The organism is Enterococcus canis NBRC 100695 (assembly GCF_001544375.1).
GTDB classification, from domain to species: domain Bacteria; phylum Bacillota; class Bacilli; order Lactobacillales; family Enterococcaceae; genus Enterococcus_H; species Enterococcus_H canis.
The window spans coordinates 659,158-681,370 of the sequence record NZ_BCQJ01000001.1 but is presented as its reverse complement, the minus strand read 5'-3'; the positions used below and the strand labels follow the sequence as shown (position 1 = coordinate 681,370).

The following is a 22,213-nucleotide window of genomic DNA, read 5'->3' as shown; positions in this document are numbered from 1 at the left end:
GTTCATCAAAAAGCAAGATTTTAGGCAGTTTTGTTTTAAACGGGTTCATTGGCTGGTAGAATTTTTTGAGTATACGATAGACGGAAGAAGTGGAAATTTTTTTATGATGGGCGATTTCAGTCATTGACGTGTTCTTTTGGAGTCGCTCAACAACTGACCATCTTACTTTACGACTAATGAAACAATGTATGTCGACTACTGAAGTGTCAGCTACGACAGTCTTTTCACAATGCTTACAGCGGAAACATTGTTTTTCTAAATCTAAATAGGTTTTGTATTCCGACACATCATTGACTAACAACCGGACGGTTGTTTTACCCCAACGAATCATCGTATTTTTCTCAGTACAATGAGTGCATGATCTAGGTGCATAAGAAAGCTTTCCACGATAAATCATGCAGATAGCCCCTTTATACTTTTCTTTTGTTAAACAATTTTTTTTAAAAGTGATAGTTAAATCTAGAATATCTAATGTATCTTTGATAAGCTGAGTATAGGACATCTTAAATCCTCCTTTGAATTGGTTCGCCAAATTGATTCAATTGGATTTTAAGGTGTCTTTTTCTTTTTTACAACAAAAAAGATGCTGGTGAGATTCACCAACATCAAAAAGTATAGAGCCACTTTTATCAAATACGAAAAAAATAAAATAGAAAGAGAAATCACTAAAGGCTATTCTTTTAAGAAAGAGAACCCACAATGTTTAATAATAGTCGGTATTTCAAATGTAGGATGTTCGAATACGACGCATTTTCATCGAATACGAGGTATTTTAGTTTTGCCATCCATAGAGAGAGTAAGATGAAGATATACACATTGAAAAAAGATAAATGGTAAGACCAACTATATGTAGGGTTAAGCAGTTGAAAGCACAGGTAAGACAACCCTAACTAGAAAAGACACCTTTGTTGGCTTTTATCAGTACAAATTTTTCATTTTAACTGAAAAAATAGATCAGTAACCTTATCGACGAATCTGTAGTAATCAGGTGGCTTAGAATTTATCTGTCTCAAATGATGTATGATACACTTATTAGAACGGGGGTTCCCTCATGGGGTTAATTTATGCTAGTGATGAATCATCAGAGATGATGAGCGCTCTTTCTCGTAACTTGTCCATTGCCCGCACTACCGTCAATGAGCTAACTGCTGGGAGTAAACGCGTTATCGATGCTGTAGATGGGCAAACCTTATCTGGCGCTGCTTATACAGCAGGAAAGGGGTTGTTTTCGGAACTGATCTTACCCACGATCAAACGGGTCACCACTGCGATAGAGGGGATTCAAGAAGACTTAGTGAAGTATTCCGCCGCCAATCAGTTTGTCTCAAGGGAAGGCTACTTAGATGAAGACAAGCTGAATTTGAAATTGGAACTTTTGCGGCGTAACCAAAACAGCTTGATGAACACTGCTAGTTATCTCAATAAAATGGTGACGGGGACGTGTGATCCTACCTTAAGTGATCAGTATCGCTACATGGCCAAGAGCCATCGAAGGATGGCGGACAGTTTCCAAGAGGACATCAACAAAGTCCAAGACCAGCTGAGAAAATTGCGAGACTTTGCCAGTAAGACCAATGGTCTTTTCCATGGCCGAATAAATGAACTAAATCTCGCGATGCAAGGGGTTCTGGTCTTGAACGCTACTACGGTAAAAGCAAATGGTCAGTATGTACTTCCTAGTGGAAAAGATAAAAGTTGGTTTACAAGGTTAAGGAAGGAGTCTCGTGGGCTCGACCCTGCCAAAAATAAGGAGCTAGAAAAATATCATGTGTTCGCTGTTGTGATACAAGACGAAAAGGGAAATCGGAGATTATTTTGGAAGATTGAAGATAAGGCAACCGGATATTGCATCCAAAACCCAGAATTATACCGCTATGTACAGAAAACAGGGGGGAATTTAGGCTCAGATTTTGTTCAATTAATGGATATGGACACGTATCACGAAAAGATAGATAAAGCTTGGAGTGAGGGGGTCAACTATGAAACAGGGGAAAAACTTAATCGTGTCCTGAGCGGGGTCGTCCGTGTTTCACAACGCGCAGAAGATATCTATACATGGGCCAATGAAAGTGAAATAGGTCAAGCGTTGCAACTACTGGGTTTTACGTATGGGACTTACAAGTTAACAACTGTAAAAGGGGTTAAAACGATTGAAACTGGCACGGTTAAGAAAGTCAGTGAGACAAATAGGGTAATAACAGGCAGCAAAAACGGGAAAACCTATACTCTGGATAAAAATAAAAGCACCGGAAACCAGACTTATAAGAAAGCCAGTGGGGCTGAAAATATAATGAGTAATGCGGATGCTGAAAAATATGCTTTCGATGCAACTAAAGGTGCTAACAACTCAGACTCAATTGTTTTAGGAAAATTTGATGGTGGTGGACCAACTGCATATACAACTAAAGCTAAAGAAGTTGGGGCACAGTATTTTGAACTAGATAATTGGGACGAATTGAGTAAAATGTATAGCGATAAAGAAATCTGGAAAATAAATGAGAAGTTTTTAGATATACAAATTGGTTCTGGAAGAGATATATATTTTTCACATAATCCGCTCGATTTTATTGGTGATGGTTCGTTTTACTCGCAAGAAATAGCCTATTTGCAAAATCATGGATTTGGGTTTGAAAAGATTGGAGATCTTTGGCATGTTATCAGGTGACGAAATATTTATCAATAAATATTTTTTAGACTATACAAAAAATTCTTTTTCAAATTATTTTGGTGAAACTCTTTTTTTGAAAAAAGAGGAGTTTTCCAATAATACTGCTGGTATGGGATTTTACAGATTAACTTATGAAAAAAATTCAAAATATCAAATTGTTTTTGAGTATGAAAGATTGCGTTTTACAATTAGAATAAAATGGGGAGAAGCTACTTCTAACTTCTTCTCACAGCATAAAGGATTGCGAAATAATTTAGCAGAAAAAAATATAGATGAAGCTATTTCTGTTTTAAAAAATGATATTATTAATGGTGAATTGGAGTTTTTTCAAATTTCAAAAAAAGGTGAGATAAAGAAAGTTGAAGGGAAGCTTATCGATGATACAAAATTTTAACCTTGACAAACAAGTTGATGAAAAATATTTGAATAATAGATTACGAGTGTTAAATTACACAAATAAAGATATGAATTTAGAACTTGAAAATAATGACCAAGTTTATATCGCTTTGTTTGATATTCCTGTAGAAACAAGTATTATGGGTTTTCAGACAGAAACTCTGGCTTTAGTTTTTGGGTTAAATGTTCATCTTTATCATGGAAGTGGTTCTACAATTACTAATTTAGAACAATATCCAGAGGTAATGAAAGCAATGCAATCTTTATTAATTAGTAGCTCTCAAGCATTGCCATATATGGAGCTAACTAAGGACATGAACTTTTACAACAGTCAATGTGTAAGAGTTTATTTAAAAACAGAACAAGGGATATACTTTAGAGAGCTCTGTAAAAATGATAAAATCGATACTTTTTTACAAGGCATGATGAATTACGTTTTAGATGAAATTACAAAAACTGGTGTATGAAAACAAAATAAAAAAGCACTCTATCACTTGACGAGAATTGAGGAGATGGAGCCTTGAACAATAAGTATAATCTCACTAATTAAGTTGCCAATAGCTAACAAAATCTATCTGTATTATGGAACAAAAATATAAACAAGAAAAAGAAGCGACTAAAACTTGTCGTTTCTTTTTCTAGTTTGGAGGATAAGTTATACCTCTTTTAGCGCAGAGAATCCTGTATCTGTCAAGATTGAAATATTTTTAACATAGTCAAATAATTGCAGACGATTGAAACGGTATTAGGGGACAGATTATACTTTAAAGTGCAAAGGTGATAGAAAACTTATCACTAGCGCATTTTAAAGTATTTTTTATGGAGGAAAACTCATGAAGATGTTTAAATGGTCAGTCGAAAGACTTCATCGGGTTCAAACAACAAAACGTCCTCTTATGTATCTGAAAACAAGAATAATACCTCTAAGAAGACACCATCGAATAATTCTAATAGTTCCACTAGTAGCGGAGGTAACAAGAAGTCCTCAAATGGTGGTTCGACTAGTAACAGAAATAATTCTTCTAACACAGGTGGAGTGACATCTAACAATAGTTCTACCAGCAGTGGACAATCTGGAAGCTCTCAAGGAAGTACGACACCTAAGACTCCATCGAAACCCGCTGAATCAAGCGAACCTATTACACCAAGTGGACCTCCTGCAGAATAGAATGTACCAAAGTATCCGATTGGAAGTGCTGAATTGGCGGGTTACCTAGCAGACCAAGGTTACAGTGGTTATGATTCAGCTGGTGAGTATGACGTTGCTACAGGTAAAACAACGTTGACTAAACAGGATGAAACAACTGAAACAAATGAATCACTAAACCCGAACTATCCAATGACAGGTGCGCAATACGGTCTATTTAAAGAATATGGTACATTATTGAAAGAATTCACCTTAGATAAAACACTGACGGCATCTATGGATAGTTTAGAATTAGGTACCTACTATTGGCAAGAAACAGTTGCACCTATTGGCTATACGTTAGATACAAAAAACACATCGTAGAATTAACTTATAAAAATCAACATACCCCTGTAGTTGTAAAAGATGTTAAAAGTAATGATGATGTTATTCGTATGGGGATAGATGGACAAAAACTGATTCAAAATGAAACAAATGAAATGTTTAAAAATGATGTCGAGTTTACTCTGACGAATAAAAGAACCAATGATACACATGTTGTTACAACTGCGAATGTAGACGGTAAAAAAGGATATTCCAAATTTACTGACATTCCATTAGATGATTATGTATTGACGGAATCAAAAGGCGTTGACGGCTATAAAGACATTGACCCTATTGAAATTACCCATGAATATGATGGAGAAACATCTTCTTTTACTTTTGTTGTTAAAGACCAAAAAAACGGAAATATCTTGAACGAGGAAACAATCACGCAGCTAGAACTATATAAAGGGAATCAGGTTGATTTAGACACATATACCCTAAAAGATAAGGCTGTAGTCATTGAAGAACCTTATGTTCGAATTACTTCCCAAGCCCATATTGGTGATGGTGAAACTCAAACTTTTGTTTGGGGTGAAGATGTTGAATTTCATGACGATGTAACTATCACGCATAAAAACATAGAAGAAGATTCCGAACGAGCTTATGAAGTAATTCAAGTGGCAGTAACTCCCGAAGGTGAAGAAAAAGATGTTTGGACATCTGGTAAGATTGATTACACCGTAACAGACAATGAATTTACCACGCGCATTCCTTCTGAATATGATTATAAGAATGATCCCGAAGGAACACGTTATTAATTTATGGAAATCGGTTATAGTAAGCCTTCTGAAGAAGATTATGTAAAAGATACAGAACACAACTTTGACGGGAAAGAAAAAACTGTAGATTTCATCCTTTTTGGGGACTTTGTCTACAGTCTGAGAACGACAATATATGTCGTTCTTTTTTCTATAATCAAAATGAGCAACGAGTTTAGAAGAGAGAATTCGATGACGAACATGCAAATGCCAATAATTAAAAAAGCAGAGATCAACTATCCTGATCCATGGGTTCGGCCATACGGTGGCAAGTCAGTCGCCCATCATGGTTCTCACTATAATCTGTTGGTAAAATCAGGGATGAAAGAGTATTTTTAGCTGGATTACAGATCAAGATTGGGTTTTTATTAAGCGGAACTGGACACGTCAAAACGCCGTTGTTTTTAGCTTTTTTTAACCGATGATTACTGATGTGACAATATCTTACAAAAGAGTTAGATTGGTTTGCACCGGTGCGTGTTATAGTGAAAACAACCAAAATAGACGAAAGGGATGAAGTAAGGTGTATTCAAAACAAAAAGTTCGCGGTTTAAGAAGGCGTTGGGGCAACATGATCCATTCTTTTGAGTTGGAATTACGCGATTCACAGACAGATGAAGCATTTTTTGAAGAATCATTTGCGACGGGGAAACGAAAACTCTCTAATGCGTATCAGCGTGAGATATTTGAGTTATTGAGGAAGTCGTTGAAGAGGTATCCGAGGTATCCCGTTGAATCTGAAGAGGAAATTAGCCTATTGTGGGTTCAACTAGATGATATTTTAGAATCTTCAATTTTTAGGATTCGGAATAAAGATGAATTCAGTGAGTTTCTGATTGCGAAAAATCAGCATAATCTGACAGCTGAATTCTACTTAGAAAAAATCAGTATGACTGAATTACCAGAAATGTATCGATTCTATTTCCCAGAGGCTGTGGAGCTGTCGGGTTTTCTAATGAAAGGTATTTGCGAAACGGAGGATGGCGCATACACGGGTTACTACTATCTGCAGGCAAGGAATGAAATTGGTCAACAACTGATTCACGAGTTGTTATAATCTAAAGACAAAAAAGGCTGATCTGTATGAGATCAGCCGGCTTAATGGACTAGAAACGTTTTTCCATCATCATGTGTGGAATGTTGGCGTCTAAAAATTCTTCGCCGTACGCAGTGTAGCCCAATTTTTCGTAAAAGCCCAGTGCTGTTAGTTGGGCGCCTAACTTAATGGTGTTATAGCCTTGCAATTTGGCGAAGGTTTCCGCCTCCGTCACAATCAGCTCACCATAGCCTTTACCACGAGCCTCTTTAATGACCGCCATTCGCTGCAACTTCATCACACCATTTTCCAGTGGCAGTAAACGGCAAGTGGCCAAAGCTTTTTTCTCATCATCGTACAGGACGAAATGAACGCACAGAGCTTCGTATTGATCGACTTCCTCTTCAAACGGCACGTCCTGTTCTACCATAAAAACTTGGTGGCGGATGCGCATAGCATCAACATAGATGTCACTTAAAGTATCTTTGGTTTGTATAACTCTCATGGTATCCCTCCAAAATTATCTAAATCTTAATGATGCACTTGCGAGCATTTTCAGAATGGTTCCATTATACTATAATCAGTGACAACCGTCATTTTGAAAGGAGGAATACTATGTTTGATAAATTCCGCCAGTCCAAGCTGATGTTCTGGTCGTTAGAACTACTGATTTTGGCGTGTTTGATTTTTGTTTCGTCTAAGATTAATTTTATTTTTGGTCCAATCGGCACTTTTTTCTCAACACTCTTTGCGCCAGTTTTAGTGGCAGGTTTTTTGTATTATATTTTAAATCCGATTGTCAAACTGCTGACGAAAGCCAAAATCAAACGCATCTGGGCAATTGCTATCGTGTTTGTGATTTTGATCCTCGCGTTAGCCTTAACATTAGGAACAGTTATTCCTAACCTGGTAAGACAATTATCTTCTCTAGCAACAAGTCTGCCAGATGTCTTTGCCAGTTTAGAGGCGTGGTTCTACAAAACGGCTGATTTACCGATTTTTAAACAATTGGATTTGGTGAGCTATATCAAAAATATCGATATCTCATATGGCGCGATTATCCAACAATTCGTCAGTGGCTTGTCTAACAGTTTAGGCTCCATCGTATCTACCGTGACCTCAGTGGGAATCGTGGTCTTCACCGCACCTTTTATTCTGTTTTATATGTTGAAGGACGGGGAACGGATGGTACCGGCGATGCGTCAGTTTTTACCGAAAAAGCATCAAGCTGAAATCGAAGAATTACTAGGTAAGCTGGATTATACATTGTCGAAATATATTAGCGGGCAAGCCATTGAATGTTTATTTGTGGGAACCTTCACCTTTATCGGCTATTGGCTAGTGGGGGTGGATTACGCCTTCTTGTTCGGCGTGATTGCCGGCTTAACCAATCTGATCCCATACCTCGGACCTTATATCGGCTTAGCACCGGCTGTGTTCGTCACCGTCTTTGATTCACCCTTTAAAGCGTTACTATGCTGTATCGTGGTATTAGTGGTGCAACAGTTAGACGGTAATATCATTTACCCAAATGTAATAGGCAAATCCTTACAAATTCATCCGCTGACGATTATTTTGGTGTTGTTGGTCGCCGGAAATCTAGCCGGACTTTTAGGCATCTTCTTGGGCGTGCCAGTTTATGCGATTTTGAAAACCATTGTGGTTTACGCGATGGGCATCTTCAAAACCGCGCGTCAGGACAAAACCATGGGGATGATCACCACCGAGCAGAAAGAATGACCTGTAACGCACGATTTTATTGCCAAGAAAATCGGATTGTGATACCATTTTAACGTGACCACTTGTGGGTCACGTTTTTTCATATCGTAAGGTGGAAATATTCTGCTATTACGCGAGTTTATTTCATTTATTTTAAGGAGAGAATGCCCTATGAACGCTGACCCCGAGAGTCAGTCGATCTTCGCCCAACTGTTATTGCTTGTTTTCCTAACTTTGCTGAATGCTTTTTTTGCCGCGTCAGAGATTGCCGTTGTATCATTGAACAAAGGCCGCGTGGAACAAAAAGCCGAAGAAGGAGACGTCAAGGCGAAGAAACTTGTTAGTCTGTTAAAAAATCCCAATAACTTTTTGTCTACGATCCAAGTTGGGATCACCTTGGTCAATATCCTATCCGGGGCGTCCTTAGCGGATTCATTATCTGCTAAACTAGCACCCGTTTTAGGCGGCACACCCGGTGCCAAACAAATTGCCAACGTGATCATCTTAGCCTTGTTGACCTACATTTCGATTGTATTTGGGGAATTGTATCCGAAACGAATCGCTTTAAACAAATCCGAAGAAGTGGCTGGTTTTACTTCTGGCCCGGTGAAATTCTTAGGAACCTTGATGCGGCCATTCGTATGGTTACTATCTGCGTCAACCAACCTGTTGGCGAAATTGACCCCTATGAAATTTGATGATACTGATCCAAAAATGACCCGTGATGAAATGCGCTATATGCTGGAAACAGAAGGCGTGTTGGATAATGATGAGTTGGAAATGCTGCAAGGTGTCTTTTCACTAGATACCAAAGTGGCACGTGAAGTTATGGTGCCTAGAACCGATGCATTTATGATTGATATCAATGACGACATCGAGACCAATATAAACGAAGTCTTATCTGAAAATTATTCGCGGATCCCTGTTTACGATGAAGATAAAGATAAAGTCGTGGGTATCTTGCATACTAAAAATCTCTTGAAAGCCGCACATGAAAAAGGCTTTGATAAAATCGTCCTAAAAGAGATTATTCAAGAACCACTATTTGTCCCTGAAACCATCTTCATTGATGACCTTTTGTATGAATTGAAGAAAACCCAAAACCAAATGGCAATCCTCCTAGATGAATATGGTGGCGTCGTTGGTTTAGCAACTTTAGAGGATTTACTAGAAGAAATCGTCGGTGAAATTGATGATGAAACGGATGAAGTAGAATCACTTTATGAAAAAGTTGGCGAGAAGGAATACCTTGTCCAAGGTCGTATGCTGATTGATGACTTCAATGAAGTCTTCGAAACAGATCTCCACATGAGTGATGTGGATACCATGGCGGGCTATTTAATCACCGCTTTAGGAACGATTCCTGATGAAGGCGAAAAATTAGCCTTTGAAGTCGATAATCTCACCTTGATTTCTGAGGAGATGGAGGGCTCGCGTGTGTTGATGCTACGGGTGATTTTCCATGATCCAGAAGTAACGGAAGTCGAACCAGAAGAAGAGCGCCGTCTCTTCCGTAAAGAATTTGACGACGACGAACCCAGAAGATAAAAGATAGTCAAAAACCTGAAATGATTAGCTGTTTTACAACAGTCAGTCATTTCAGGCTTTTTTTGTTTAGGAATCTTTACTAGGCATAGTCAGCTAGTTTGGCTTTCATCTGTATTATGAGCCATATTGGCATAGCATTTTTTACGATAATTGCGTTTTAAATTCGCATACAATTTTTCATAGTTGGTTTCACCATCAAAAAAGTTGAAGACCACATAAGGCAAATGATTTTCTTCCGGTATCAGCATAGCCGAGGAGGTAATCAAAAAATCAGTCTTAGGTAAATGCTCGGGGGAAAAGGGAATCAGTTCGATAAAACTCAAGTCTTTTAAAAAACCTTTTATCTCCTGTGAAAAAAGATAGTTAGATTCCATTACCAAGGCTACCTGAAGTTTTTCACGGAATTGATGCTCCTCAAAAATATCCAACGTCAACCAAGCAAATAAATCCGCCAGATCCTCATAACAAGTCGTGAGCCACTGCAAATCTTTCCGGCGACTCATTTTTTTCAAAAAGACACTGTATTTTCCCTTCAAATACTTGTAGCAAGTAGTTTGTTTTCGCCGAAAATAGCTCATTAATAGAAATAAAGTGGGAATCCGTTTTGGAAATATATAGTAGCAGAACAACACGTTGAAAAGATTGCCATGCACCACCTTATTGTCTGGAAAAGAGGTATCACCAGGTAAAATCTCGGCTGCCCAATAATTATCTAGTTTGTACAGTAAAGGCATCAAGACTTGACCATGCCCAGAAAAAGAGGGCATTTGTGCAATCCGCACATCCTCTGGAAACTGGAAGGTAGGTGCATAGAACATCATAAATTGAATAAAATGAAATTCCGCATCCAAATGTTCTGGCGGGATGGCAAGATGTTCCACTAAAGTCGTTTTTACCCGCTGATTTTCACTAAATTTTGCCTCTTCATAACGAGTATCATCTACCACGTAATACCCTTGGCGAATGCGCTGATACATAATCTCCGCAAAAAGATGAATCTCTCGCCGCCCCACATAGTCCTGTAATAGAGGAATTTCATGCTGCAAAAAAAGTAGCGCTTCGTCAATCGGTTGCTTTGCCAGCACATTCAAGCTCTTTTCGGTTCCACGAGACGCAGCCCAAATAAAATTAAACAAGGTAATACGGATCAAACGCTCGTCCCCTTTAAAGGTTAGCTGACTGCGATTAAAGAGTAAATCAAATTCCTGCACATAATCAGCTAAAGCCTGCAGCTGCCGCATAGCAGAAGCACGACTCAAAAAATTCTCCTTACAAAAGCTCAACAAATCCTTGTCCGGCTCCGTTAAGGAACAGATAATCGCGCGATAGGGAATACTGCGATGGATCAAATAATTATAGTAGGTGTCATAATTCAGATTGGTAGGTACTAGTTGAACTGTTCCCAACTCCGTCAGTAAAGAAAAGTCCTCCTGAAAAAAATCTTGGAATTCAGCCTCCATCTCGTTCAGGATCTTTTGCGTACTCGTATAAGAATAAGACAGCAGCTCGCTAATCTTTTTCACCGTGTATTCTCCATTTGGTAATTCCTCAAATAAACGGAAAAATTTTAGCTTACGCCTTTCTTTCTGCGCCAACATGATTTTCAGAAACACTTTTTTCACTCCTTTGATTAAATAACTCTCAAAAACATCCCTAATAATTCTCTTTTTTCTTCTATTTTACCTCATAATTATCAAAAATTTCATCTGTTATCGAAGAATATAGGTAATATAACAGATGAATTAAGCAAAAACTTGTCTCAAATTTCGTAAATTGATTCTAATTATTTGAGAAATTATATTCAAGAGCGTTATATGAATGTTGTTTTATTTCTCTATAAATCCTTATAAATCAATGTTTAATTAGAATTCACCGTTATATTTTTTTGTATTATTAGATAATTTTATCTATTTGTTATTATTTCTTAATAAAGTTACAATAGATGTGTAAATGATGAGAATATTAAAAAATGAAGAGGGTGAGTGTGGTGATTGTCGATTTATACAGGCGTAGAATGTTGTTTCATTTAACTATCGAGGATATCGCGCACTTATCCGGCGTATCGAAGGCGCGATATAGTCAAATTGAAACTTGCCAAGTCGACCCAACGGATGTTGAGCTACGACAAATCTGCAAAGTCTTGAACATTGAGTATTTTTCGCTAGAGGGTATTGAGTACGATAAATCTGTGAGGAACGTGGGAGGAACTGTTAATGAGGAAAAAGCGCTTATTCAACAACAAGAGAGAGGGTGAGAAAATGAAGAAGTTTTGGTTACCGCTCGTAATGATCGCTGTCATGTTGATTCCGTATATCCAAACATTATCTACCGCCTTTCCTGAAAAAGCTGAAGCGGTAACGACCGAGAAACAAGTCGTGTTGGATGAGGACTACGCGAAGGTGGAGGCTTTTTATGAAGAAAAAGAAGATCACCTAGAATGGACGATCGAATTTGAAAAGAAAGCCAGCGAAAATGAACGCCGCATTCGGTTGGCGATTGATACAACTGATACTGGTTTTGGTACTGTAAGTGATATTCGTGGTGATGGTCTTACTTCCTTTAATGAAGAAGGTACTGACCTTAAAACTATGAAGGCAGAAAATGACGAAAAAAAGCTTGATTGGTATTATGCCAAACTTTTTTCAACGGATGTAGAAAAAGGAACCTTGAAGTTCTCTTCCGAAAAGGTTGAAGAAGTTGGTGAATTACCATTAATGGTCGCAATTGACGAACAAGTTATTGAAAAAGAGACTTCAGACGAAGAGTCAGAAAAAGCAGCTGAGGAAAGCGACCAAGCAGATTCTGAGTTAAAGGATGAAGAGTCCAAACAAGAAGATGAAAGACAAAACAATTCTTCTGAAAAAGCTGAAGACAGTTCAGATGACTCCTCTAAAAAGGAAGATTCATCCACTGAAACAAAAGAAGAATCAAAGAAAAAAAATGTAGTCTCACTTGCTGAACAAGCAGCTGCTGTGAAACGGATGCAGACTTTAGCCATTCGAAATATTTTTCCATTAGCAGGAGCGTTAGAAGTGGACTTAGGACCATTTGCACCATCGGATCCATTTAAATATAAAGTACTGGATAATGCTCACCCAGAAAATCGTTATCCAACACCTGTAACGAATGATTTCACAAATCCATTGAGCGGAAATAACTTTGCAAATGGAACCTATACTAATTCGTCAGCAAATCCCTTATTTGACACAGAAGGAAATGTAATTGACACAGATTACGAATCAGGAGGAGCCAATTGGCGAAACTACGACTACTCAGCAACGGATGAGAACGCACAAACTAATCCAGATGGAAAGGGATATGGCCCAACTGTACAGCTATGGGGAGACACACAGAATTTTGCTAACAGTTACCTAGATTATAATGGAGCATATTTGAAAAAATGGGTTGAACCAATCACTTCTCATGTTGGAAATGACCAAGAAAAAACAACTATCTATAATGTTTATCTTGACGTAATTGGTGGTTCGAAACAGACGATTCAACCATTAGATATCGTGTTTGTACTCGATAAGTCTGCCAGTATGGATAACGCAGTTGGTGGAGGGACATCGGAGTCTAGAATAGATATACTTGTAAGTTCAGTTGAAGAGATGGTAAAAGATTTATTTGCAAATAAAAATTTGGATTTGCGAGTAGGAATGGCAGACTTTAAGGGGTCTGTTGTAGGGGATTATGATGGTTCGACGGGGATAAAGGCGGATAAATTTGAGCTAAGTGACAGTTTAGCTGATATTTTAAATGAAGATGAAAATATCGCTTTATATGCTGATATCCCTGCTATGTCAGGTACACCATTATCTTTAGGAATTCAAAAGGGTTATGAGGTATTATACAAAGATCAAAATGAAAATAGAGAAAAAATCCTTATTGTTGTCGGAGACGGAATGCCAACATATGCCTATACTGGCTTTAAGTATTCCAATAGAACCAATGATAATATCTATGGTAGAAACAGTAACAATTGGTCTGAAGATGATAGTGTGCTTAATTCTGCTAACTATCTAACTGCAAATGGAGTGCTAAATCAATTTTGGGCGACGGACAAAGAAGGCTCTTTTATTCGAAATTACGCTACTGGAAGTAATTCAAGTTTTACAAAAACAGAAACTTATCCGACAAGCTTTGATATAAATGAACTTAAATCAGTAATAGGGTTTAATGGAACAGGTGAAATAGATTTTGATACAGATTATCGCAGCGGTTGGCAGACAACTACTAGAAAACTGAAATATCGCTTTGGAGAAGATACTTCATGGGTGATAGGAAATGGGCAGACCGCGACTCATCGAAAAGAAATGGCAGTTTCAACAATTGCATATCATCATTGGCTAAAAGATAAATATGTTTCAAATCCAAATACCATGAGTCCACGAGTATATTCTATTGGATTAGGCTTGAGTAATAGTGATGACGATGCCTTGGGAACAAACGTTTTGAAAAATATTGCTGATTTAAAATCTACTACTGGAACTGATTCCTACTATTATGGAGCGCAGAGTAAAGATGAATTAACAAAAGCTCTTCAAGAAATCGCCGGTGACTTTATCCGTACAATCCAGAACGCTGATTTGTACGATGAGACTGGTAGTAATGTTTCCTTGTACAATGCAGGTACTAATGCGCAGGTAGAGTACTTCCATTTAGACTCTGCAGGTGAGTCAGCAAGTACTAAGTACAAAACGCCGGTTGCGTGGGATGAAGCTTTACACGGCAAAAAACCAGATGTAACAGCGCACCCGACAACTTATGAAGAAGGTAGTCGAGACAATCACGCCTACCGCTTCTCTGGTATCTCTTTGGGAGAGGGCGATATGGTTCGTATCAAGTATCAAGTGAAGCTTGACGCTGGGGCGCAAAATGGCAACTTTTATGCAGTAAACAATCAAGCATACCTAATGAATGAGTCAGATCGCATTGAGGAAAATGACAATAAAATGTATATTCCAGCACCATCTATACGATATCAACATAATCAACGGAATTTACAGATTAGAAAAACGGATGAAAATGATAATCCAATATTAGGAATTACCTTAACGCTGTATCGGGAACCAAGTAGTGGCGATGCAGATGAGGATATTAGTATAGTACATGGAAGACGAGTAGTAAAAATAGAAGATAAAATCACGGAAAGTAGCGGGCAAGCTATTTTTGATACACAATTTGATCTTTTAGATAACGCTGATAGTGAAAAGTATTGGGTTGGTGAAACAAGTGGGCCAAGTCATTACGAGCTACTGGATTATCTGATTCCATTCCAAATTCATAAAGAACTTGCTGCTTCAGGCGAAAAAACTGGTCATTATGAGTTAACTGATTTTACTGGAATGCCAGATGGTTCTGAAGGTACTCGTGTAGCTGAAGAAGTAAGTTATGATACGGACAAAACTCACCTCTGGCCATATGCATACAATAGTGTGGATTCCTTGTACTCCATGTATATTGTCCAAACATTATCTGATAGTGGTTCTGGAGAGGTTGACGAAGATGACTTCTACCAGCAATTCGATCAACTATATGTTCAGCTTGATTTGAAAAATCCAATGAAACCATTAAGAGTAGGAATTAATAAACTGATAAGCGGAACAGCTGGGGAGATACTTCCAGGAGCTGAATTTGAATTACAGAAGCAAAATGGAGATGATTTTGAAAAAGTAGCAGAAGGAACAGCAGACAAAGATGGGAAAGTCCATTTTAAAAAAGAAAATGATGAGGCCTATAATCTTGAAATTGACTATACAGCGACAAACGGCTTAACTAATTATCGCATTTACGAAACCTTAGCGCCAGATGGCTATGAAACACCTAACCCGGACAATGTATTCTGGAACGTAAGAATTGATATGATGAATAACCGAATTAGCTATCAAAAAAATGGTGACGCGATGGTGTATAAAACATTTGCAGAATTATTAGCAGGTCAAGAAGATAAGTCTATCATAGAGCTCTTCTTCGATGTATTCAACGAAATGACAGATCGAGAGATTCTGGTTAAAAAAGTAGACTCTGAGGGCAATCCACTTAACGGTGTAGGTTTTGAAATTGAAAGAACTGGTGGTGCCAACACGTATAAAGCATACTCAGGAATTTTGGGTAAAGATGACTTCAGTGAAGACGGTACTGGGAAGTTCTATCAAAAAATAAAACCAGAGATTGGTGAACCTGAGATTTATAAGGATCAAGACTTTAATCTACCGTATAAGCTAGTCCCTGGTAAATGCACTGTCAAAGAGGTAAACCCATTACTAGGATATACACCTCTAGCTGAAGAATTTGAATTTGAAATACTGGTTAACGGTGATTTTGAATTTGAGAATCCTGAAGACTCATCTTATGGATTTGAAGTTTCAGATGATAAGACGACACTTACGCTGACAGTGAAAAACGAACTTCAGCCAATGTTATTAGAAATTCTGAAACTTGATAGTCATACAGAAAAAGAGCTTGCTGGAGCTGAGTTTGAAATTGCTAAGCAAGATGAACAAGGAACTTGGGAAGCTGGAGAAAAATTAACTATTGATGGAAATGGATATCTCTTTACAAAAGATCCAATAGAAGTCGGACGTTATAAGATTACGGAGACTAAAGCGCCAGATGGGTTCAGAAAGTTACCAGGTTACTTTGTTTTAGATATCTCGCTAAGAGCTGCAGATGAGTCTGATTCAGATGGGACAATTATCCATCGAAAAGGTAGTATCAAAGCCGAAGTTACTTACTATGATGATGAAGATAATGAAGTGGAATCACGTGATGTACAACTTGAACAATTAACAGAAGAAGACACTGAAAAAGTAAAAATTGCTTTTAACATCAGCAATGATCCAAAACATCCTCTACCTTCTACTGGTGGTCAAGGTCGGGAACGTTACTTCTTAATCGCAGCTGCTGTCATCATCGCCATGGGTGCGGTGGGCGCTGTATATGTCTTCCGTAACAGAAAGGGGGCGAAGTAAATGTTGAAAAAAGTATTTGCTGTATTTTTCACCTTACTTCTTGTCCTCTCAGCGGGAGGAACATTATTCAGCACGAACGCGAATGCGGCTGATGAAACAGTAGAAATCATCTTGCATAAGCATATTACGCGGGATGTGACAGCTGACGAAATAGAGGAGTATCAAAATACTGGCTTACCAATTGAAGAGTCGGACTGGGAAAACATCGATGTTGTCTCAAAGGCGACGCCGCTAAATGGTGCCAACTTCACTATTTATGACGTAACAGATTACTATGAACAAATTAAAAAGACGCCTGAAAGTTTTGTAAAATACTTTGCGGAGATGAAACGTTCAGAGCTTTACGATTTGATTGAAAAGAAAGAATTAACCCCAGTCAAAGGAAGTCCAATCAAGACGAAACAAGATGATGACTTCGGCGCTGGTACAGCTAGAATCACGCTGCCACGGTTCAATGATAATCGTGATGCGGTGTATCTAATCGTAGAAAATGCGCTGGATCCAGAAAAAGGTTTCAATATTGACTTGGAGAAAAAAGCAATTCCTTTAGCAGTTGTTTTACCTATCTTGAATCCAAAAGATGAAACAAAAGAATTGCAACAAATTCATATTTATCCGAAAAATATCGGTTACCTTCGCGATCCGTATTTCTTCAAATATGGTGCCGTGAAAGGGGAAGAGGACAAGGCGATTCCATTGGAAGGTGCGCAATTCGTACTATTCCGCTACAACGAAAACAACGAAAAGCTTTATCTTGATATGAGTCCTGCCAGTGATTTGAAGAACAAATGGGTTGGCTCAAATGATCCATTGACTGATCCTGATGTGAACAAGTTTACTTCAGATAAAGATGGCTTGGTAGATATGGGTGAACGCTTCTTACCTTCAGGCACATATTACTTTGAAGAAGTGAAGAGTGTCGATGGTTATGAAATTGAAACGTCGAATAAAAAAATCGAAGTCGTTATTCCAGATTCTTGGGAAGACAAAGATGGTAATCCACTTTATGTGACGGTCAACGGCCAGATCATGGATGAGCTTGTTTCAGGGAAGGTCCCACAATCTGCTTACGATAAAGCAGAGCCACGTGTATACAACTACACAGACGGTAAGACAACGGAGTCTGACCCTCCTGGAACAAGTGAAGAAAAACCTGAAACGCCGCAAAAACCACAAGATCCACCAAAAAAACAAGGTGGTTTGTTACCAAACACTGGTGAAGCCAAAGCGATGATTTCTCTATTTGGAATCATGTTGATTGCCTTTGTCATCTACGCGAAGAAACGGAAGAAAGCTTAAGGACTGTTTGCTACTGGAGGAGAAAGCCTCCTCCAGTTCAAAAAATATAACAAAAAGGAAGCGAATCTTTTAAAAAACGGGAGGAAACAAAAATGAAGAACAGAAAATTATTAAGAACATGGGGCTTGTTGGCATCAACAACAATGTTGTTACCACTAGTAGCAGGCTCACTAGGAACAGGGTTAGTTGCTGATGCGGCCGCGCAAGATACTCAACCTGATACAATCAGCATCACGTTACACAAGAAGAAATTCAACTCTAATGAAGGGCTTGATGAAGCAGCAAAGCCCAATACAGGTTTGGTAGAAACCTTTGGGGGTGAAGCACTAAATGGTGTTGACTTCTCCATGTATGATGTAACTGATACCTATTATAATTTGCTAGCTGATAATCCGGAAACTGAAGACATTAACGATGATGGAATGGATCAACAAGATGCGATAGACTGGATTGAAGCTAACTGGGATGCTAAATATGTAAAAGACAATTATACTTTTGTAGAGATGAAGACAACTACAGGAACAGGCGAAGCCGCATTTACTAATATTGCGACAAAAGAATCTGGTGACAATGGTCGGAATAGGGTAATTATGTTCTTAGAAACATACTCTCCTGCAGATGTTAACGTTATTTCAGCGCCAATGGTGGTTCATATGCCAGTCATGATGCCGGACTTAACTGGTGAATGGGATGGAACTGCTTGGTTAGATACTTACAATGATGATGTTCATTTATATCCTAAAAACGTTGTCCAAGAATCCGCTAAGAATGTGCTCAATGCTACTCCTACCGAAATTACTTACACAAAAGACGGTGAGACACATACAGCCAGTGTTATCGATTTAGAAAAAGGTGTACCACTTGATTACCAAATTCAAGTTCCAGTTCCTTATTTCATTGATAAGGTGGATACTACAGGTAAAGCAGTAATCCAAAACTTCAAGATCGTCGATACTCCTATTTTGAATCTAGCGTTAATTCCAGGTTCATTAACGGTAACTGCTGGAACAACAGTACTAGATGAAGGTACAGATTATACACTAGAACCAGCAGAAGAAGGTGGTTTTGAACTAGTAATCTTAACTGATATTGGTGATCCTGCTCAAGCAAATACAACTACTTTGGACAAATTGGCAGCAGTTAAAGGCGGAGTGTTAACAGTAGACTATCAGATGCTACTTACGGGCGATGCGATTCCTGATGAATTACACGGCAATACTGCTACAATTGATATTGGTCGTGGGGATGACTACGATTATAAAGCAGAGGTAACGCCTCCCGAAAAACCTGTAACTGGTGGTCGTAAATTCGCAAAAATTGATGGTTCTTCAAAAGTAGAACTTGATGGAGCGGAGTTTATCCTTTGGAATGAAGATAAAACTGAATATGCTGTATTCTATGATGGTGAAGCCGCAGTAGCCGAATATGCTGGCAAGCATGACAGCGTCGAATGGGTTACTCCAGCAGAAGATGCACCTAAAGCTACCGTGTTCACTACAACAGATGGTTTATTTGAAGTTGACGGTCTAAAATATGGCTCTTATGTTATGGAAGAAAAAGTAGCTCCAGATGGCTACGCTCTTCCAACAAATGGCTTACAGTACACTGACTTCGAAGTATTCTTCGGTAGTTACGATTATGATATTGTAAATGCAGAAGTTGGTGAAGCAGCATCTGATGTGACTGTTTATAACACCAAAAAAGGTGCTCTTCCTTCAACTGGTGGTACTGGGATATTCGCTTTCTTAGCTGTTGGTACGGCTTTGATGATGGGTGCTTACCTTTGGTTCAAAAACTCTAAAAAACAAGAAGTTTAATCACTAGACTTCTACTAGGGAAACTTCATTTTGAAGTTTCCCTTCTTTACATAGTATGCGAAAATAGAAGGGAGGAGGGCACTGATGAAAAAAGATGATAAGATCAACTTCGGGTTGAAGGTGATAATGGCGCTTTTATTTTTGACGGGCGCGGCGGTGTTTTCCTATCCTTTTGTGGTGGATTCATTGAATAATTTTATTGATCAACAGATGATTGCCAAGTATCAGCAGGAAGCCAATGAGCGGAATGCAGCGCAGCGTGATCAGCTGATTGAAGAGATGGCGCAGAAAAATGCGGAGATGTCTCATTCTACGAATATCCCGGGAATGGGTCTGGTAGAGGATCCATTTGAGGATGCGGTGGCGGACGCAGGAAATCCTGGGCGGGAGTATTATGAAGAGCATACGCTAGGCGCGATTTATATTCCTGCTATCAATGTGAGCTTACCGCTGTTTGATGAAACAAATGATTTATTACTCCAGCGAGGGGCGACTTTGTTACAAGGAACCTCCTACCCAATTGGTGGTGAGGATAGTCATTCGGTGATTACTGGACATACTGGCTTGCCAGATAAAAAGCTGTTTACTGATTTGGAAAAATTGAAAAAGGGTGACATGTTTTATATTGATGTTTTAGGGGAAAAGCTAGCGTATAAAGTGGATTCCTTTAAAACGGTCTTGCCGACAGAAATTGATAGTTTGGTGATTCAGCCAGGGCGTGATTTAGTTACGCTGTTGACTTGTACGCCTTACATGGTGAATACCCACCGCCTTTTAGTCACCGGCTACCGGGTTCCCTATGAGGAAGAGATGGCACAGGCGATTCAAAAGGCTCAGAATTACCATAAATATCGTTTGATCCTTATGATTATAGGCATTATTGCCTTTCTTGCACTGTTTTGCTACTGGATCTGGCGCAAAATTGTGGCCTTTTTGGCAACCAAGCACCGTTATGATTTACGGTTTACGATTGCACCGCAAGCGGAGGTTGCTTTTGAGTTACTGGATAAAAAAGGTCAACCGATACTGCTGGAAAATGAACCGCAACAGGCGTCTGCTGATGAAAATGGCGAAGTTTTATTTGCGGCTATTCCTGGCGGCTTTTACAAAGTGCGAGCTGTGGCGGGGGATTGGCAGCTGGTTAAAGCGAAAGTTTGGCGTATTAAGGACAAAGAGTTTAAACTAAGAGGAAAAACCATCAAGCGTTTGAAGAAACCAACGCGTTATGTGTTGCGGCGAGGAGGGGCGAAGTGAAGAAAAATACGAAACAATTGATCAGCAAAATTTTAATGATCGTGATTTTTATGGTGGGTAGTTTAATCACTTTCTACCCGTTCTACTCAGATGCGCTGAATAATTATTTGGATCAGGTGATGATCGCCAAGTATCAGCGTGAGGCAACCCAACGCAATGAAGTGCAACGTGCGAAGTTAGCGGCGGCTAATAAGAAGTTACAAGAAAAAGGCGGCAATCCTGGTGCCGACCCCTTTGGTGAAGGAGGGAGCGATAGTGCCAATGATGCTTATTTTCAGGACCATTTGATTGGGACTATCAATATTCCTTCTATTAATACTGAGGTGCCGGTTTTTGACACCACCAATGATAAATTGCTGGACCGTGGAGCAACGGTTTTACAGGGGACCTCGTTTCCAGTGGGGGGCGAGAGCACGCACTCGGTGATTTCGGCCCACCGAGGCTTACCAAATAAAATGCTGTTTACCGACTTGCCGGAGGTCAAAAAAGGGGACGTGTTCGTTCTCGATATTCTGGGGGAAAAGCTCGCCTATGAGGTGGATCAGCTGAAGGTGGTGGAGCCCAACGAGACGGATGAGCTGCGCATTGTTCCGGGCGAAGATTTGGTGACATTGTTGACATGTACGCCTTATATGATCAATTCACATCGGCTTCTCGTTCGCGGACATCGAGTACCTTATACGGAAGAAGTCGCAGCGACGGTGGAGAAAGGGGATCAATGGCGCTTATTGAAGCAGTGGCTGATTATAGGTGGCATGATCTTACTATTGTTACTGCTGCTCTATCTGCTTTATCGTTCGTGGATGACCTATCTTTTACGCAAACGCAAGATTGATTTAGTCTTTTATTTGCAGGATCCAGAACGGCAGCCAATCCCAGGCTTAGCTTATACCCTAGGGGATAAAAAAGGACGTCCTTTGAAGCGAGATGGTCAAAACTATCAAGCAATTTCAGACGAAGCTGGGCAGGTTCGTTTTGAAAACTTGCCTGGTGGCATGTATACGATTGAAGAAACCGGACATTTGGCTGCTTATCAACCGCTAAAAACCATGCGGGCAGGTCTGCAAAAGCGCAAGCAAAAGGAACCAACCTTTAAATTACCAACCGCTTTTAATGCCGAGGTGATTGAAGGACCAAATCGGGAAATTATTTTGCGACCTCATACAAAATAAACAAAGGCTCAGATTTCTGCACGAAACAGAGATCTGAGCCTTTTGGCGTTTAGAAAGGG

18 protein-coding genes and 1 pseudogene are annotated in these 22,213 nt (G+C 39.1%); 15 read left to right on the top strand and 4 right to left on the bottom strand.

What is annotated here, in order from left to right:
* Positions 1-502: pseudogene (locus ECA01S_RS03395) on the bottom strand (transposase family protein); the annotation flags it as partial.
* Positions 503-1,051: 549 nt separating this feature from the next.
* Between ECA01S_RS03395 and ECA01S_RS03390 the strand changes: the two are divergent.
* Genes ECA01S_RS03390 through ECA01S_RS03380 form a run of 3 tightly spaced genes read left to right on the top strand, consistent with a single transcriptional unit; the run spans position 1,052 to position 3,531 of the window.
* Positions 1,052-2,665 (top strand): T7SS effector LXG polymorphic toxin, encoded by a 1,614-nt coding sequence (locus ECA01S_RS03390; protein WP_067391039.1) that lies wholly within the window; start codon positions 1,052-1,054, stop codon positions 2,663-2,665.
* The gene (locus tag ECA01S_RS03385; RefSeq protein WP_067391037.1) at positions 2,652-3,062 is read left to right on the top strand and encodes a hypothetical protein; all 411 of its coding nucleotides are present in this window, start codon (positions 2,652-2,654) and stop codon (positions 3,060-3,062) included. The genes ECA01S_RS03390 and ECA01S_RS03385 overlap by 14 nt, the downstream gene beginning before the upstream one ends.
* Positions 3,046-3,531 carry a hypothetical protein gene (locus ECA01S_RS03380; RefSeq protein ID WP_067391034.1) on the top strand — a complete coding sequence of 162 codons (486 nt, stop codon included), beginning with the start codon at positions 3,046-3,048 and terminating at the stop codon, positions 3,529-3,531. Before ECA01S_RS03385 ends, ECA01S_RS03380 begins: the two co-directional genes overlap by 17 nt.
* Positions 3,532-3,958: 427 nt before the next feature.
* On the opposite strand, the gene ECA01S_RS14690 is transcribed toward ECA01S_RS03380, so the two are convergent.
* The gene (locus ECA01S_RS14690) at positions 3,959-4,093 is read right to left on the bottom strand and encodes a hypothetical protein (RefSeq protein WP_281176629.1); all 135 of its coding nucleotides are present in this window, start codon (positions 4,091-4,093) and stop codon (positions 3,959-3,961) included.
* 172 nt (positions 4,094-4,265) lie between these two features.
* On the opposite strand from ECA01S_RS14690, the gene ECA01S_RS14545 reads away from it, so the two are divergent.
* The 4 genes from ECA01S_RS14545 (at position 4,266) to ECA01S_RS03355 (ending at position 6,392) form a co-directional block, all read left to right on the top strand.
* Positions 4,266-4,574 carry a prealbumin-like fold domain-containing protein gene (locus ECA01S_RS14545; RefSeq protein WP_067391028.1) on the top strand — a complete coding sequence of 103 codons (309 nt, stop codon included), beginning with the start codon at positions 4,266-4,268 and terminating at the stop codon, positions 4,572-4,574.
* A 71-nt stretch (positions 4,575-4,645) separates the two neighbouring features.
* Positions 4,646-5,335: a SpaA isopeptide-forming pilin-related protein gene (locus ECA01S_RS14540; RefSeq protein WP_067391025.1), complete on the top strand. Its 690-nt coding sequence runs from the start codon at positions 4,646-4,648 to the stop codon at positions 5,333-5,335.
* Between the two features lie 192 nt (positions 5,336-5,527).
* Positions 5,528-5,674: a hypothetical protein gene (locus ECA01S_RS14535; RefSeq protein ID WP_157490283.1), complete on the top strand. Its 147-nt coding sequence runs from the start codon at positions 5,528-5,530 to the stop codon at positions 5,672-5,674.
* Positions 5,675-5,858: 184 nt separating this feature from the next.
* Positions 5,859-6,392 (top strand): hypothetical protein, encoded by a 534-nt coding sequence (locus ECA01S_RS03355; RefSeq protein WP_143139615.1) that lies wholly within the window; start codon positions 5,859-5,861, stop codon positions 6,390-6,392.
* A gap of 49 nt (positions 6,393-6,441) precedes the next feature.
* On the opposite strand, the gene ECA01S_RS03350 is transcribed toward ECA01S_RS03355, so the two are convergent.
* Entirely contained in the window at positions 6,442-6,876 is a 435-nt protein-coding gene (locus tag ECA01S_RS03350; protein ID WP_067391017.1) for a GNAT family N-acetyltransferase, read from the bottom strand.
* A gap of 110 nt (positions 6,877-6,986) precedes the next feature.
* Between ECA01S_RS03350 and ECA01S_RS03345 the strand changes: the two genes are divergently transcribed.
* Together ECA01S_RS03345 and ECA01S_RS03340 are read left to right on the top strand one after the other, a co-directional pair.
* The gene (locus ECA01S_RS03345; protein ID WP_067391014.1) at positions 6,987-8,111 is read left to right on the top strand and encodes an AI-2E family transporter; all 1,125 of its coding nucleotides are present in this window, start codon (positions 6,987-6,989) and stop codon (positions 8,109-8,111) included.
* Between the two features lie 150 nt (positions 8,112-8,261).
* Positions 8,262-9,638 (top strand): hemolysin family protein, encoded by a 1,377-nt coding sequence (locus ECA01S_RS03340; RefSeq protein WP_067391011.1) that lies wholly within the window; start codon positions 8,262-8,264, stop codon positions 9,636-9,638.
* An 89-nt stretch (positions 9,639-9,727) separates the two neighbouring features.
* On the opposite strand, the gene ECA01S_RS03335 is transcribed toward ECA01S_RS03340, so the two are convergent.
* Positions 9,728-11,251 carry a helix-turn-helix domain-containing protein gene (locus ECA01S_RS03335; RefSeq protein ID WP_067391008.1) on the bottom strand — a complete coding sequence of 508 codons (1,524 nt, stop codon included), beginning with the start codon at positions 11,249-11,251 and terminating at the stop codon, positions 9,728-9,730.
* Positions 11,252-11,607: 356 nt separating this feature from the next.
* Between ECA01S_RS03335 and ECA01S_RS03330 the strand changes: the two genes are divergently transcribed.
* The 6 genes from ECA01S_RS03330 (at position 11,608) to ECA01S_RS03305 (ending at position 22,154) form a co-directional block, all read left to right on the top strand.
* A complete protein-coding gene (locus ECA01S_RS03330) occupies positions 11,608-11,892 on the top strand; it encodes a helix-turn-helix domain-containing protein (protein WP_082703230.1) in 285 nt (94 codons plus the stop codon).
* Positions 11,893-11,896: 4 nt separating this feature from the next.
* Positions 11,897-16,612, top strand: coding sequence for a VWA domain-containing protein (locus tag ECA01S_RS03325; RefSeq protein ID WP_067391002.1), 4,716 nt, complete (start codon positions 11,897-11,899; stop codon positions 16,610-16,612).
* Positions 16,613-17,911 carry a pilin N-terminal domain-containing protein gene (locus tag ECA01S_RS03320; RefSeq protein ID WP_143139617.1) on the top strand — a complete coding sequence of 433 codons (1,299 nt, stop codon included), beginning with the start codon at positions 16,613-16,615 and terminating at the stop codon, positions 17,909-17,911.
* Positions 17,912-18,003: 92 nt separating this feature from the next.
* Positions 18,004-19,728 (top strand): SpaH/EbpB family LPXTG-anchored major pilin, encoded by a 1,725-nt coding sequence (locus ECA01S_RS03315; RefSeq protein WP_067390998.1) that lies wholly within the window; start codon positions 18,004-18,006, stop codon positions 19,726-19,728.
* Between the two features lie 84 nt (positions 19,729-19,812).
* Positions 19,813-20,982 carry a class C sortase gene (locus ECA01S_RS03310; protein ID WP_067390996.1) on the top strand — a complete coding sequence of 390 codons (1,170 nt, stop codon included), beginning with the start codon at positions 19,813-19,815 and terminating at the stop codon, positions 20,980-20,982.
* Positions 20,979-22,154, top strand: a complete 1,176-nt coding sequence (locus ECA01S_RS03305; protein ID WP_082703229.1) for a class C sortase — start codon at positions 20,979-20,981, stop codon at positions 22,152-22,154. The genes ECA01S_RS03310 and ECA01S_RS03305 overlap by 4 nt, the downstream gene beginning before the upstream one ends.
* Positions 22,155-22,213 lie beyond the last annotated feature (59 nt).

What these genes read in the sequence shown, in the direction of transcription:
- ECA01S_RS03350 (WP_067391017.1), bottom strand. Translation starts at nt 6,876, where the DNA reads ATGAGAGTTATACAAACCAAAGATACTTTAAGTGACATCTATGTTGAT.
- ECA01S_RS03345 (WP_067391014.1), top strand. Translation starts at nt 6,987, where the DNA reads ATGTTTGATAAATTCCGCCAGTCCAAGCTGATGTTCTGGTCGTTAGAA.
- ECA01S_RS03330 (WP_082703230.1), top strand. Translation starts at nt 11,608, where the DNA reads ATGAAGAGGGTGAGTGTGGTGATTGTCGATTTATACAGGCGTAGAATG.
- ECA01S_RS03380 (WP_067391034.1), top strand. Translation starts at nt 3,046, where the DNA reads ATGATACAAAATTTTAACCTTGACAAACAAGTTGATGAAAAATATTTG.
- ECA01S_RS03310 (WP_067390996.1), top strand. Translation starts at nt 19,813, where the DNA reads ATGAAAAAAGATGATAAGATCAACTTCGGGTTGAAGGTGATAATGGCG.
- ECA01S_RS03385 (WP_067391037.1), top strand. Translation starts at nt 2,652, where the DNA reads ATGTTATCAGGTGACGAAATATTTATCAATAAATATTTTTTAGACTAT.
- ECA01S_RS03340 (WP_067391011.1), top strand. Translation starts at nt 8,262, where the DNA reads ATGAACGCTGACCCCGAGAGTCAGTCGATCTTCGCCCAACTGTTATTG.
- ECA01S_RS14535 (WP_157490283.1), top strand. Translation starts at nt 5,528, where the DNA reads ATGACGAACATGCAAATGCCAATAATTAAAAAAGCAGAGATCAACTAT.
- ECA01S_RS03390 (WP_067391039.1), top strand. Translation starts at nt 1,052, where the DNA reads ATGGGGTTAATTTATGCTAGTGATGAATCATCAGAGATGATGAGCGCT.
- ECA01S_RS03315 (WP_067390998.1), top strand. Translation starts at nt 18,004, where the DNA reads ATGAAGAACAGAAAATTATTAAGAACATGGGGCTTGTTGGCATCAACA.
- ECA01S_RS03325 (WP_067391002.1), top strand. Translation starts at nt 11,897, where the DNA reads ATGAAGAAGTTTTGGTTACCGCTCGTAATGATCGCTGTCATGTTGATT.
- ECA01S_RS03320 (WP_143139617.1), top strand. Translation starts at nt 16,613, where the DNA reads ATGTTGAAAAAAGTATTTGCTGTATTTTTCACCTTACTTCTTGTCCTC.
- ECA01S_RS14540 (WP_067391025.1), top strand. Translation starts at nt 4,646, where the DNA reads ATGGGGATAGATGGACAAAAACTGATTCAAAATGAAACAAATGAAATG.